General features: G+C 56.2%; 12 protein-coding genes. 9 read left to right on the forward strand and 3 right to left on the reverse strand.

Annotated elements, in window-relative coordinates:
* Positions 1–40: 40 nt before the first annotated feature.
* Positions 41–829 (forward strand): IclR family transcriptional regulator, encoded by a 789-nt coding sequence (locus ACXADZ_RS17215; RefSeq protein ID WP_475198213.1) that lies wholly within the window; start codon positions 41–43, stop codon positions 827–829.
* A gap of 48 nt (positions 830–877) precedes the next feature.
* The gene (locus ACXADZ_RS17220; RefSeq protein ID WP_475198215.1) at positions 878–2,182 is read left to right on the forward strand and encodes an NAD(P)/FAD-dependent oxidoreductase; all 1,305 of its coding nucleotides are present in this window, start codon (positions 878–880) and stop codon (positions 2,180–2,182) included.
* Between the two features lie 75 nt (positions 2,183–2,257).
* Here the strand turns inward: ACXADZ_RS17220 and dnaJ are convergent, their stop codons facing one another.
* Both dnaJ and dnaK read right to left on the reverse strand, forming a co-directional pair.
* Complete coding sequence (gene dnaJ / locus ACXADZ_RS17225; protein WP_171092880.1) at positions 2,258–3,406, reverse strand: molecular chaperone DnaJ; 1,149 nt, start codon at positions 3,404–3,406, stop codon at positions 2,258–2,260.
* A gap of 74 nt (positions 3,407–3,480) precedes the next feature.
* The gene (dnaK, locus tag ACXADZ_RS17230; protein ID WP_171092878.1) at positions 3,481–5,388 is read right to left on the reverse strand and encodes a molecular chaperone DnaK; all 1,908 of its coding nucleotides are present in this window, start codon (positions 5,386–5,388) and stop codon (positions 3,481–3,483) included.
* Positions 5,389–5,600: 212 nt separating this feature from the next.
* Between dnaK and ACXADZ_RS17235 the strand changes: the two genes are divergently transcribed.
* Entirely contained in the window at positions 5,601–6,203 is a 603-nt protein-coding gene (locus tag ACXADZ_RS17235; protein ID WP_475198218.1) for an alpha-ketoglutarate-dependent dioxygenase AlkB family protein, read from the forward strand.
* Here the strand turns inward: ACXADZ_RS17235 and ACXADZ_RS17240 are convergent.
* Positions 6,200–7,024, reverse strand: coding sequence for an ABC transporter permease (locus ACXADZ_RS17240; RefSeq protein ID WP_171092875.1), 825 nt, complete (start codon positions 7,022–7,024; stop codon positions 6,200–6,202). The two genes, ACXADZ_RS17235 and ACXADZ_RS17240, sit on opposite strands and share 4 nt — an antisense overlap.
* 121 nt (positions 7,025–7,145) lie before the next feature.
* Between ACXADZ_RS17240 and cysQ the strand changes: the two genes are divergently transcribed.
* From cysQ to ACXADZ_RS17270, 6 genes are all read left to right on the forward strand, one after another.
* Positions 7,146–7,943: a 3'(2'),5'-bisphosphate nucleotidase CysQ gene (gene cysQ / locus ACXADZ_RS17245; RefSeq protein WP_475198221.1), complete on the forward strand. Its 798-nt coding sequence runs from the start codon at positions 7,146–7,148 to the stop codon at positions 7,941–7,943.
* Positions 7,943–8,743 carry a 3-deoxy-manno-octulosonate cytidylyltransferase family protein gene (locus tag ACXADZ_RS17250; RefSeq protein ID WP_475198223.1) on the forward strand — a complete coding sequence of 267 codons (801 nt, stop codon included), beginning with the start codon at positions 7,943–7,945 and terminating at the stop codon, positions 8,741–8,743. Before cysQ ends, ACXADZ_RS17250 begins: the two co-directional genes overlap by 1 nt.
* 71 nt (positions 8,744–8,814) lie before the next feature.
* Positions 8,815–9,798, forward strand: a complete 984-nt coding sequence (gene galE / locus ACXADZ_RS17255) for a UDP-glucose 4-epimerase GalE (protein WP_475198225.1) — start codon at positions 8,815–8,817, stop codon at positions 9,796–9,798.
* Positions 9,799–9,805: 7 nt separating this feature from the next.
* A complete protein-coding gene (locus ACXADZ_RS17260; protein WP_475198227.1) occupies positions 9,806–10,855 on the forward strand; it encodes a glycosyltransferase family 2 protein in 1,050 nt (349 codons plus the stop codon).
* Between the two features lie 178 nt (positions 10,856–11,033).
* On the forward strand, positions 11,034–12,020 hold the full coding sequence (locus tag ACXADZ_RS17265) for a glycosyltransferase family 2 protein (RefSeq protein WP_475198229.1): 987 nt from the start codon (positions 11,034–11,036) through the stop codon (positions 12,018–12,020).
* Positions 12,017–13,717, forward strand: a complete 1,701-nt coding sequence (locus ACXADZ_RS17270; RefSeq protein WP_475198231.1) for a DUF5927 domain-containing protein — start codon at positions 12,017–12,019, stop codon at positions 13,715–13,717. Before ACXADZ_RS17265 ends, ACXADZ_RS17270 begins: the two co-directional genes overlap by 4 nt.
* Position 13,718 lies beyond the last annotated feature (1 nt).

Here is a 13,718-nt window from a genome sequence, read left to right on the forward strand (position 1 = left end):
CTCGTCGTAGTTCTGCAATGTAGTAGATGTGAGATCAGGTATGGCAAGACCCACAGACAGTTCCATCGTCGCAAAATGCGCAAGGATCATGGATGTCCTAACCCATGCGAAACGGCCGATGGTGTTTTCAGACATTGTCGCACAGACGGGCTTTGTCAAAAGTTCGTGCCATCGCGTCCTTGCCGTTCTGCAAAGCGAAGGTCTGGTCGAGTATGAGAAAACCGGCAGAACCTACAAACCCGGGTCACGGTTTCAGGCATGGGCGCGTGCAGGGTTCCGCCACCCCGATCTTCAGCAAGTTGTCGCCGAACCCGTTGACCGCCTCAGCGAAGTGACCGGTATGAACATTGCGCTGTCTGTTCTGGATGGCGATACCATTCTGTACCTGCGAACGTCCAACCATGTCGCGATTCGATATGCTGCGCGAACAGGCGACCACGCGCCGCTACACTGCACCGCCGCTGGCAAGGTTTTCCTGGCGTTTATGACCGAGAAACAGCGCGATTCCGTACTGGGGTCATCTGGGTTGGAAAAGTTCACCGAGTTCACCAGAACCCACCTGCCCGAGCTTGAAGCGGATCTTGATGTCGTTCGAAGCCAGGGTTACGCGATGGTCGTCAAAGAAGAATTCCTGCAGGTCATGGGCATGTCCGTCCCGATCTGGAATGAACAGGGTAAAGTAGCCGCCTGCTTGTCAATGTGGACTTTGACGGCAGACAACACACCTGACGAATTGCGCGCAAATCTCAACTTGCTGAAACAAACCGCCGCCGAGATCTGCGACCAGATCGGGGGTGAGGCACCGGAAAACTTCGGCTTGACGACCTGAGTTTTACTATCGAATAATGGAATGAATGTTCCGTAATGCGAGAGCAAAATGCTTGCAACGCCGCCCGCCGTGGCGACACGGCCAAATTCGCTTTGGGCCACCACGGCACAAAAGAAGCCCGATAGCCCGCAATTGTCCGGCGATCTGCGCTCGGATGTGGTCATCATAGGCGCTGGCTTCACTGGTCTACGCGCAGCGCTGGCCCTTGCCGAAGCAGGAACGTCTGTTGTTGTGCTTGATGCCGGTGACGTCGGCTGGGGTGCTTCGGGTCGCACGGGCGGGCAGGTTAATCCAATGCTGCCCTTCAACTCGCCCAAAGACTTACAGCGTATGCTTGGACAGACTTATTTTGAACGCCTGACCGAAGCGTCGCTGAATTCCGCAGACGAATTGTTTAGCCTGATCGACACCTATCAAATCCCGTGCCAGGCCCGGCAAAAAGGGTGGTTGCGCGTGCTGCATAATGACCGGGCATTGCGCAAGGCCGAGGCAGATGTGAAAGCATGGAACGACTTTGGCGCAGGAATGGAGGTTTTGCGCGGGGATGATCTGCGAATCACATCAGGCACCGCTGCCTATTCAAGCGGTGTCGTGACCCCACGCGGCGGCGCGGTACAGCCAATGAGGCTGGCACGCGGCGTGGCAAATGCCGCCCAACAACGTGGCGTTTCAATTTTCGGAAACAGCACTGTTACCTCGATGAACAAGGTAGGCGGCAAGTGGCAACTGCGCACGGATCACGGCTCGGTCACGTCCGACACTGTTATTGTTGCAACCAACGGCTATACAGGCCCGCTGGTGCCGAAACTACCCAACAGCATCTTGCCCCTGACCCCGATTCAGATCGCAACAGACCCGTTGCCGGAAGACGTCATCGCTTCGATCCTGCCGCAGGGACACACGATCTCGGACAGCCGACGTATCATCATGTACGCACGGCGAGAGCCGGACAATCGGTTGGTCTACGGTGGGTTGGGGCGCGTGGATGGCGCAGGCAACTTGGGCGGTTTCGATTGGCTTCAACGAGACGCCGAACGCGTTTTCCCTCAGTTGAAAGGTGCCAATTGGTCCCATCGCTGGGGAGGGCGCATTGCGGTAACAGACGACCACTTGCCCCACCTGCATGAACCTCAGCCGGGTCTTTTAATCGGGCTAGGATACAACGGACGCGGCGTTGCCATGTCACATGTGATGGGCCGTGTTCTGGCCGAGCGTGCTCTGGGCGCTGACCCTGAGGCTCTGACCTTTCCAACAACCCCTGTGCGAACCATGTCCTATCGCCCGTTCAAGGTTGCAGGTCTGGGAACAGCGATCTGGTCGATGCGTTTGATGGATTGGCTGGAAACCAGATAGCGTAAAACGAAACCGTGTCGTGTTGGTTTTCACAACGGCCAAAACGTAAAAGAGGCGGCAAACGCCGCCTCAGCCTTAGCCTTTCATTCCGTCCCAGAAGGACTTGACGGAAGAGAAAAAGCTTTTGGATTCCGGGTGGTTGTCTTCACCCAGATCCTCAAATTCGCGCAGCAGCTCTTTCTGACGACTGGTCAGATTGACCGGAGTTTCCACCGCCAGTTCGATGAACATGTCACCAACGCCACCACCACGCAGCGCGGGCATGCCTTTGCCACGCAGGCGCATCTGGCGACCTGACTGACTGCCTGCCGGAATCTGGACACGGCCCCGTCCGCCATCAATGGTCGGCACTTCGATCGAACCGCCCAGCGCCGCCTTGGCCATGCTGACCGGAACCCGGCAATAGAGGTTTACGCTGTCGCGTTCGAACAGCTTGTGGTCAGAGACCTCGACAAAGATATAGAGATCGCCCGGAGGACCACCGCGCATCCCAGCTTCGCCCTCGCCAGCCAGCCGAATCCGTGTTCCGGTTTCGACCCCAGCCGGGATATTGACGGACAAGGCACGGTCTTTTTCGACACGACCTGATCCCTGGCAGGATTTGCAGGGGTTCTTGATGATCTGACCCAGCCCTGAACATGTCGGGCAGGTGCGCTCGACTGTAAAGAAGCCCTGTTGCGCCCGCACCTTACCCATGCCCGAACAGGTGGGGCAGGTTGTGGGTTCAACGCCACCTTCAGCGCCGGTTCCGTCACAGGACGAACAGGCCACGGCGGTGGGGACGTTAATGGTTTTCTGCAGGCCCGAGAACGCCTCTTCCAGCGTCACGCGCAGATTGTAGCGCAGGTCTGATCCGCGTGCGGCACGACGCCCGCCGCCGCCACCGCGTTGACCGCCCATGAAATCGCCGAACAGATCATCGAAAACGTCCGAGAATGCGCTGGAAAAGTCGCCCTGACCAAAGCCGCCGCCGGGACGCCCGCCGCCGCCCATGCCGTTTTCAAAAGCGGCATGGCCAAAGCGGTCATAGGCGGCCTTGCGCTCGGCGTCCTTCAACACGTCATAGGCTTCGTTCGCTTCCTTGAACTGCGCCTCGGCATCCGGGTTGTCCTTGTTGCGGTCGGGATGCAACTCTTTGGCTTTCTTGCGAAAACCCTTTTTGATCTCGTCCGCCGATGCACCCTTGGCTACGCCGAGCACATCGTAATAGTCGCGTTTTGACATCAGTGTTTCCTTCTGCCTCAACGTAATCGGGCCGGCCCGGCGAGCGGACCGGCCCAGATTGGCCCGGTTACCCGTTACTTACGCTTGTCGTCGTCCAGATCTTCGAACTCAGCGTCGACAATGTCATCGTCACCTGGTGCGGCATCTGCGGCGGCAGGCTCATCTTCACCCTCTTCGGCTTGCGCCTTGTAGATGGCTTCGCCCAGCTTCATGGCCGCTTCGGTGACGTTCTGGATGCCCGACTTGATCTTGTCGGCATTCTCGGTTTCCAACTCGTCCTTCAGTGCGGCAATGGCCAGCTCGATGGCTTCGATGGTAGTCGGGTCGACCTTGTCGGAATGCTCTTCCATCGACTTCTCGGTCGAGTGGATGAGGCTTTCCGCCTGGTTCTTGGCGTCGACCAGCTCGCGGCGTTCCTTGTCGGCTTCCGCGTTCTCTTCGGCGTCCTTGACCATCTTTTCGATATCCTCGTCGGACAGACCGCCCGAAGCCTGGATGGTGATCTTCTGCTCTTTGCCGGTGCCTTTGTCCTTGGCCGAAACCGAGACAATGCCGTTGGCGTCGATGTCAAAAGTCACTTCGATCTGAGGCATGCCGCGCGGTGCGGGCGGAATGTCTTCAAGGTTGAACTGACCCAGGATTTTGTTGTCCGCAGCCATTTCACGCTCACCCTGAAACACGCGGATGGTCACGGCATTCTGGTTGTCCTCGGCGGTCGAGAAGACCTGAGACTTCTTGGTCGGGATCGTGGTGTTGCGGTCGATCAGACGGGTGAACACGCCACCCAGCGTTTCGATGCCCAGCGACAGCGGGGTCACGTCCAGCAGAACAACGTCTTTGACGTCGCCTTGCAGAACACCGGCCTGAATGGCGGCGCCCATGGCAACCACTTCGTCCGGGTTCACACCTTTGTGCGGCTCTTTACCGAAGAATTTGGTGACCTCTTCGATCACTTTCGGCATCCGGGTCATACCACCGACCAGAACAACTTCGTCAACGTCAGCAGCCGACAGGCCGGCGTCTTTCAGAGCAGCGGCGCAAGGCTTCATCGACTTCTTGATCAGGTCCGCAACCAGCGACTCCAACTTGGCACGGGTCAGTTTCATGACCATGTGCAGCGGCTGACCGTTCGAACCCATCGAGATGAACGGCTGGTTGATTTCGGTCTGCGAGGTCGACGACAGTTCGATCTTAGCTTTTTCAGCAGCTTCTTTCAGACGCTGCAGGGCCATCTTGTCTTGGGACAGATCGACGCCGTGTTCCTTTTTGAACTCATCCGCCAGATAGTTGACGATGCGCATGTCAAAGTCTTCACCACCCAGGAAGGTGTCGCCGTTGGTCGACTTGACCTCGAACAGGCCGTCGTCGATTTCCAGAATGGTCACGTCGAAGGTACCGCCACCAAGGTCATAGACCGCGATGGTTTGGGTTTCTTCTTTATCCAGACCATAGGCCAGAGCAGCCGCTGTCGGTTCGTTGATGATCCGCAGCACTTCCAGACCGGCGATTTTACCGGCGTCTTTGGTGGCCTGACGCTGTGCGTCGTTGAAGTAGGCCGGTACGGTGATGACCGCTTGCGTGACTTCCTCACCCAGATAGCTTTCAGCCGTTTCCTTCATCTTGCCCAGGGTGAAGGCCGAGATCTGGCTTGGAGAGTATTTTTCGCCGCGGGCTTCGACCCAAGCGTCGCCGTTGCCGCCATCAACAATGGCATACGGCACCATTTTCTTGTCTTTTTCGACTTCTGCATCATCCACACGACGACCGATCAGACGCTTGACGCCAAAGATCGTGTTGTCGGGGTTGGTGACCGCCTGACGTTTTGCAGGCTGACCGACCAGTCGCTCATCTTCGGTGAAGGCGACGATCGAGGGCGTGGTCCGCGCCCCTTCGGCGTTTTCGATGACCTTCGGCTGCGAGCCGTCCATGATGGCCACACAAGAGTTGGTGGTACCGAGGTCAATCCCGATTACTTTTCCCATTTTTGCAATCCCTTTCTCTTCAAGGCGATGTCCCGAGAACCGGACCCGTTACGGCATCCTGTCCCCGATCTGATGTGCGCGACAGCACTACCATCGCGCGTCCCGGCGTATATAAGGGCCAGACCAAGGGCCTGCAAGCACCGTAAAAGGCAGGTTTTCGGGAATCTGTGGCCTTTTTTGGCAAGGATTTGGAAAGGATTGGGGTTTCCGGAATGGCGCGGCTGGTTTTGCGTGGGTTCGATATCAGAAAAGGCTATCTGGATCCTGCCGCTCAGACGCAGGTCATTGCCGATTTGCGACCGATTCTGAAAGCGGCACCCTTGTTTCGCCCCGTTACGCCTTCGGGCAAAGAAATGTCGGTGCGTATGACATCGGCCGGGGATTTGGGTTGGGTGACAGACAAGGCAGGCTACCGTTATCAGGAACAGCATCCCAAGGGCGGAGTTTGGCCCGGCATTCCCGACAGTATTTTGGGTATTTGGCACGACTTGGTCAGTGCGGAACGTGAACCGGATTGCTGTTTGGTCAATTACTATGGCGAAGGCGCAAAGATGGGCCTGCATCAGGACAAGGACGAGGCTGATTTTTCCTGGCCCGTTTTGTCGGTTTCTTTGGGCGATGACGCCCTGTTTCGCATTGGCAACACCACCCGCGGCGGCAAGACCGAGTCGATCTGGCTGAGCTCGGGGGATGTGGTCGTTATGGGTGGGCCCGCACGGTTGGCATATCACGGGGTGGACCGGATCAGGTTCGGATCGTCGCGCCTGTTGTCCAAGGGCGGGCGGATCAATCTGACATTGCGGGTGGCGCGTTAACGGCGGGCATTCCAGCTTTGCGAAACATGCTGGCGCGTAAAGAACTCACCCATCAATCCGATCATCAAAAGGGCGATCCCAACCCAGACCGCATATTCCCAACTGGTATTACGGGGGAAGTAGTTGCGGAAAATGAAGCCGCGACATTGATCGATGATGTGGAAAAGCGGATTCCACGCAAACATCATCAACAACCAACCACCCATAGTGTTTGCGACAAACATCTTTCCCGAGAAAATCATATTCATCCGCCGATAAATATTCGTCAGCATGGAAACAGTTTTCGGGAACCAGGGCTTGATGGCCATGAACACAAGTCCGATCGCGCACCCCGTAAACCACGCCAGCAGCACCATACCAAAGGCGCCACCCGGGTTCTCAATCTCTAACGGAGCGACCGCGACACTGTATATGAACAGAAGGACGAACATCGCCATCACCTGCTTGTACAGCGTGCTGAAAGCGGCCGACAAGATCAGAACCATTACGTTCATTGGTGAATGCAGCGTCATTGGGTTATTGGCAGCACCAACCCCCGAGATTGCCCCAATCGACTGTATGTGGATCATGAATGGAAAGACGCCGGACAAGATATACAGCAGGAATTCACCCCTGATCTTGGCAATGCCACCCCGGCCCATCAAAGTTATGAGCAAGTAGAACACCATGCACATCACAACCAGCTGCACGATGTTCATCAGAATTGCGATCACCGCATTCGGATGTTGCGAGCGTACGTTCCTAACGACTGCATGGAACACCAGTTCAGCAGTTGTAAACGCGCCGCCCAGCAGCGATTGATTACGCTTGAAGTAATACACTCGAAGGTCTTTCCTGCCTCGCCGCCCTCAATCTGGCATGAATATCTTGCCGTTCCGTAACCGCCGCATCATAAGTCGGTCATGAGTTTGGATCAACAAACCACAGGAACGGAGCATTTTTGTGACTTACGACGCGCTTATCCCGGTCATCCGACGTCTGGCCCTAGAAGCAGGTGACAAGATCATGGAGATCTATGAGGCGGATGATTTTGATGTCAAAGTCAAATCAGACTCCAGCCCGGTGACCGAAGCGGATGAGGCTGCAGACGCATTGATCTCCGCCGGTTTGCGCGCAGCTTTCCCGGACATCCTGCTGGTTACTGAAGAGCAGGCCGCGTCACACTCGGAAAAAGGCGATACTTTCCTGATTGTGGATCCACTGGATGGCACCAAGGAATTCATCAACCGCCGTGGTGATTTTACCGTCAACATTGCGCTGGTTGAAAATGGCACGCCAACGCGTGGCGTGGTGTATGCGCCAGCACGGGGGCGTATGTTCTATACGCAAGTTGACGGCCGGTCGGTCGAGGAAACAGGCGCGTTTGATAAGGACACACCCGGTGCGCTGACTGAAATATCAGTCTCTAAACCGGACAATTCTGCACTTTTTGTGGTGGCTTCGAAATCCCACAGGGATCAGGCGACCGAGGATTACATCAGCAAATACCAGACCAAGGACAGCAAAAGCGCCGGGTCTTCTCTCAAGTTCTGCCTGGTGGCGACGGGTGAGGCGGATGTCTACCCGCGCGTTGGGCGCACGATGGAATGGGACACCGCAGCGGGCCACGCGGTTTTGGCTGGCGCCGGTGGCCGGGTTGTGCGTTTTGACGACCATTCGCCGCTGCTCTATGGCAAAGAAGGATATGCCAACCCGTTTTTTATCGCCTACGCTCCGGGTGTTGAACTGAAGGAAGCCTGATGTCTGTTCTGATTGCCATCCCTGCCCGATACGCTTCGACCCGCTATCCGGGCAAACCATTGGTGCCTCTATCTGGTGCCACAGGTACGGCTATGACATTGATCGAACGGTCCTGGCGTGCGGCCAAATCTGTGTCGGACGTTGATCGGGTGGTCGTTGCAACGGACGACGACCGTATCCGCGAGGTCTCGGAGGGGTTTGGAGCCGAAGTGGTCATGACCTCTGAGAATTGTCAGAATGGCACCGAACGTTGTGCCGAAGCGCATGAAATTCTGGGGGGTGGGCATGATATCGTGGTCAACCTGCAAGGCGATGCACCGCTGACGCCGCACTGGTTTGTCGAAGACCTGATCGAAGGTTTGCGCGCCGCACCAGATGCCGGTGTTGCGACACCCGTTCTGCGCTGCGACGGCGACGCGCTGAACAGTCTGCTGAACGACCGTAAGCATGACCGTGTTGGTGGGACAACGGCCGTATTCGGGCGCGATCACAGTGCGATGTATTTCTCGAAAGAAGTCGTGCCGTTTACATCCCAGACCTATGCGGGCGACGAACCGACCCCAGTGTTTCATCACGTGGGCGTATATGCTTATCGGCCCGATGCGCTTGCCGCATATCCAGGCTGGCCCACTGGCCCGCTGGAACAACTGGAAGGGCTGGAGCAACTCAGGTTCATGGAGAACGGCCGCAAGGTCCTATGTGTCGAGGTCGAAGCCAAAGGCCGCCAGTTCTGGGAGCTGAACAACCCGCAGGACGTGCCCAAGATCGAAGAGATGATGGCGGCGATGGGGCTGGAGTAACCGATTTTCCCCATGACATCCGGCGGCCCCCACATCTTTTATACAAGCAATTTGGTTCCAAAGGACGCAAAATGACAACTATCCTCGTAACTGGCGGCGCCGGGTATATCGGCTCGCACGCGTGCAAAGCGCTGGCGAAGGCAGGCTACGTCCCGGTGACCTACGACAATCTGGTCACAGGGTGGCAGGATGCGGTGAAATACGGACCGTTTGAGCAAGGCGACCTGCTGGACCGGGACCGTCTGGATCAGGTGTTTGCCAAACACAAACCAGCCGCGGTAATGCACTTTGCGGCCCTCAGCCAAGTGGGTGACGCAATGCGCCAGCCCGGGCTGTATTGGTCAAACAACGTCACGGGTTCGTTAACCTTGATCGAAGCTGCGGTTGCAGCCGGGTGCCTGGATTTCGTGTTCTCATCCACATGCGCCACCTATGGCGAGCATGACAACGTGGTTCTGGATGAATCCACTGCGCAGTATCCTCTGAACGCCTATGGTGCCTCAAAACGCGCAATCGAGGACATTCTGAATGATTTCGAAGCGGCCCACGGCCTGCGCCATGTCATCTTTCGCTATTTCAATGTCGCCGGGGCAGACCCGGAAGGAGAGGTGGGCGAGTTTCACCGACCCGAGACCCACCTGATCCCCCTGATGCTGGATGCGATTGACGGAAAGCGTGAGGGCCTGACCGTCTTTGGCACCGATTACGACACACCCGACGGCACATGTATCCGCGACTATGTACATGTCTGCGATCTGGTCGACGCGCATGTGCTGGGATTGGACTGGCTGGAACAAGGCAAGGGAAGCCGTGTCTTCAACCTGGGCACCGGATCGGGATTTTCCGTGCTTGAGGTGATCGAGCAATCCAAATCCGTCACAAATCGCCCCGTGCCCTATTCAACCGGGCCGCGTCGGGCGGGCGATTGCACCAAGCTGGTCTCGGGCTCTGCGCGGGCCGAAACCGAACTGGGATGGACGCCAAAACGTTCAACGTTAGAGACGATGATAGCGGACGCCTGGCGCTGGCATCAGAACGGCCATTACGAAAAATGAGCCGTCCGTGACCTCCGACTCCCTGCAGAGCCTGCCCCTGATCAGTTGGCGGCAAAAGTATCTGCTGCGTTGGAAACGTCGTCGGCTGCTGTGGCGGTCCTTGCGCAGTCGGCACCAATTGGCGTGCCTGAAAGATCAGACCCGCGAAATCAACGCGGGCGATGTGCTGGCCTTTATCACCTTGCGCAACGAGATTACCCGCCTGCCCTGGTTCTTTCGTCACTATCGTCAATTGGGTGTGCGTCATTTTCTGATCGTGGACAACGGCAGCGATGACGGTTCAACTGAGCTTTTGCTGGATCAACCAGATGTATCTGTCTGGCAAACCTACTCCAGTTATCGGGGATCTCGGTTTGGACTGGATTGGCTGACCTGGCTTCAGATGCGATATGGGCACAATCACTGGTGTCTAATGGTCGATGCGGATGAGCTGTTGGTTTATTCCCAGTGCGATACCCGACCCCTGCAGGATTTGACGGCCTGGTTGGACCGACAAGGCCGGGTGGGTTTTGGCGCGTTGATGCTGGACCTCTATCCCAAAGGTCCATTGGGCCGTGATACCTATGATCCAGTTACCGACCCAACAAATCTGCTGTGTTGGTTCGATGCCGGCCCCTATCGCGCCCAAAGACAAAGCCCGATGGGCAATCTTTGGGTTCAGGGTGGGGTTCGGGAACGGATGTTTTTCAGCACGACCCGGCAACGGTCACCGACACTGAACAAACTCCCCCTGATGCGCTGGTCGCGACGCTATGCATATGTGAACTCATGCCATTCCGCCCTGCCGCGCCACCTGAACAACGCGTATGACGGGCCGGGCGGTTCGGCGCCTTCTGGGGTGTTGCTTCACACGAAATTCCTGCCCGAGGTTGTTGAAAAGTCCAGATCCGAAAAGCAACGACGCCAGCACTTTCATGATCCGAACCAATTCGGCGCGTATTATGACGGCATACTTAATCAACCGGACATGTGGACACCACAATCGGTGCAATACACTGGCTGGGCACAGTTGCAAGAATTGGGGCTGATGTCAGACCAAGGCTGGGTCCGGCAATGAAAACGCATCAGTCAACGACACATTTACCTTTACCTGGGTCTAAATTGTTGCCTCAGAAGATGCAAAAGTGGCATAAACCGGTAATGCCTTGTCGTGCCAACAGCAAAGACGAGGTCGGGGAAAGCTCGCGTTATAAAAAGGGTTGGGCAGTCACGTGAGCCTGTTTGAGTCCTACAAAATGAGATTGCGGCGCAAGCGCCGAATTTTGCGTTGCCTCAGGCGACGCCGTGAACTGAAACCCGCCAGCGTCAACACATCAGCAATTCGGCGCGACGACATCCTGTTGATGAGCGTTATCCGCAACGAAAAAATCCGCCTGCCCTTTTTTCTGGAATATTACCGCAAGCTTGGCATCGACCACTTTCTGTTCGTCGACAACAACAGCGATGACGGAAGCTTTGAGTTCCTGAAGGAACAGGCCGACGTGTCAGTCTGGCGAACAACAACCAGTTACAAACGCGCGGGATATGGTCTGGACTGGTCGAACTATATCCTGCGCAAATACGCCCATGGCCATTGGGTTTTGACCGTCGATCCCGACGAGTTCTTCATCTATCCGTATTGCGATACCCGCCCGATCCGCGCCTTGACGGATTGGCTGGATGGCAGCGCCGTGCGCAGTTTTGGAACCATGTTGATCGACATGTACCCCGAAGGTCCTGTCGATGCCGAACCCTACCGAGAAGGTCAGGATCCGTTCGAAATCGCGCGTTGGTTTGATCCCGGGAACTACATGATCACCAAAAACCCGGATTACAAAAATCTTTGGATTCAAGGCGGCCCCAGGGCGCGCGTGTTCTTCCGCGAAAACCCCTCCAAGGCTCCGGCTTTGAACAAGATTCCCTTGGTCAAATGGGATCGGCGGTATGTCTATGTCAGCTCGACTCATTCACTTTTGCCCCGTGGGTTGAACCAAGTTTATGACGAATGGGGCGGAGAAAAAGCCAGCGGGTCCCTGCTTCATGCCAAACTGATCAACACCCTTGGCGACAAAGCACGCGAGGAACTGGAACGTGGTCAGCATTATCTCGGATCGGGTGAATACAAAGCCTACGCCGCGCAGCTAGAGGAAAAACCCGTTTTCTGGTGCGAATGGTCCGAGGCTTACATAAACTGGAGACAACTTGAGATTCTGGGCCTGATGTCCAAGGGGAACTGGGCATGAGCGGTCTGGGCATCGTCATGTTGGTCCATACTTCGCTGGACCGGGCCGAACAGGTGGCGCGTCACTGGACGGCCGCAGGATGCCCGGTCGTGATCCATGTGGACCGCAAAGTAGCCGACGGTGTCTATACGCGCTTTAAAGCGTCCTGCTCGAACGATCCAAAGATTGTGTTTTCTGAACGCCACAAGTGCGATTGGGGGGGATGGGGTATCGTCGCCGCCTCACAAAGCGCATCCGAGGTGATGCTGGACCAATTCCCAGACGTACGGCATGTGTTTCTGTCCTCAGGGGCCTGCCTGCCGTTGCGGCCCGTTCAGGAACTGATCGATTACCTGGCCGACCGACCCCGTGTTGATTTTATCGAGAGCGCGACAACATCCGATGTCAGCTGGACGATTGGAGGGCTGGACCATGAGCGATTTACCCTGAGATTCCCGTTTTCATGGCGCAAACAACGTAAGCTTTTTGACACATATGTCAGGCTGCAACGTGCAGTGGGGTATCGCAGGCGCATTCCAGACGGTTTGGTGCCACATATGGGCAGCCAGTGGTGGTGCCTTACCCGCCAAACACTCTCGGCTATTCTTCAGGACCCCAAGCGCAAGCAGTATGACCTGTATTTCCGTCATGTTTGGATCCCGGACGAAAGCTATTTCCAAACCCTGGCCCGGCAGTATTCCACACATATTGAAAGCCGGTCCTTAACCCTGTCCAAGTTCGACTATCAGGGCCGCCCGCATATTTTCTACGACGATCACCTGCAATTGCTGCGACGCTCGGATTGCTTTGTCGCCCGCAAGATATGGCCTCAGGCAGAGCGGTTGTATCAGGCGTTTCTGACGGACCAGACCAGCGCTATGAAACCGGCAGAACCCAACCCCGGCAAGATTGATCGCATCTTCTCGAAAGCCGTTGAAAGACGAACACGTGGGCGCGACGGGCTGTATATGCAAAGCCGCTTTCCCCGACACGGCAGCGAAAATGGCCTGACATCTTCGCCGTATTCCGTGTTTCAGGGCTTTTCTGAATTGTTTGAGGATTTCGAAACCTGGCTAGCAACGGCCACAGGCACAAAGGTCCATGGTCATCTGTTTGGACCCGATCGGGCCGAATTTGCACAGGGCGAAACCATAACAAACGGGGCCTTAAGCGATAGCGCATCTTTGCGCGACTATAACCCCACAGCTTTCCTGTCTAGTTTGATCTGGAACACGCGGGGTGAGCGGCAGTGTTTTCAGTTCAGCCCTCGGGACACACAGGAAATCAACTGGCTTCTCGCACGTGACAAGAATGCTCAGATTTCGATTATCACTGGGGCATGGGCAATTCCGCTGTTTCGGTCAAACCTGAACTTTTCGGAAATCCGATGCGAAGCCGCGCGGTTGCAGCAGATTGAAACCAAACAGCTTGAGGTTATGACTTCGGTCTGGACCAAAGCCCGTATGCGCAACTGGACTTTGGCCGATTTCATTGAATCGCCGATGGATCCCTTGCAGACGATCCTGGACGAGATCGGTGCAAATCAGGCCAGCCACCTGACAGAAGTGCCCACCATGGTTGACTTGTCGGGGTTCGGTAAGTTCCTGCAAAACCTCAAGAACCAGGGCATGCATCCTTATCTAATGGGAGATTTCCCACCCGACGATGTGTTTGGTCGGCAAACAAAACCTTTCCGCAAACCCTATCTGGTGCAGTGAC

It is taken from the genome of Ruegeria sp. ABM4_193 (assembly GCF_056158705.1).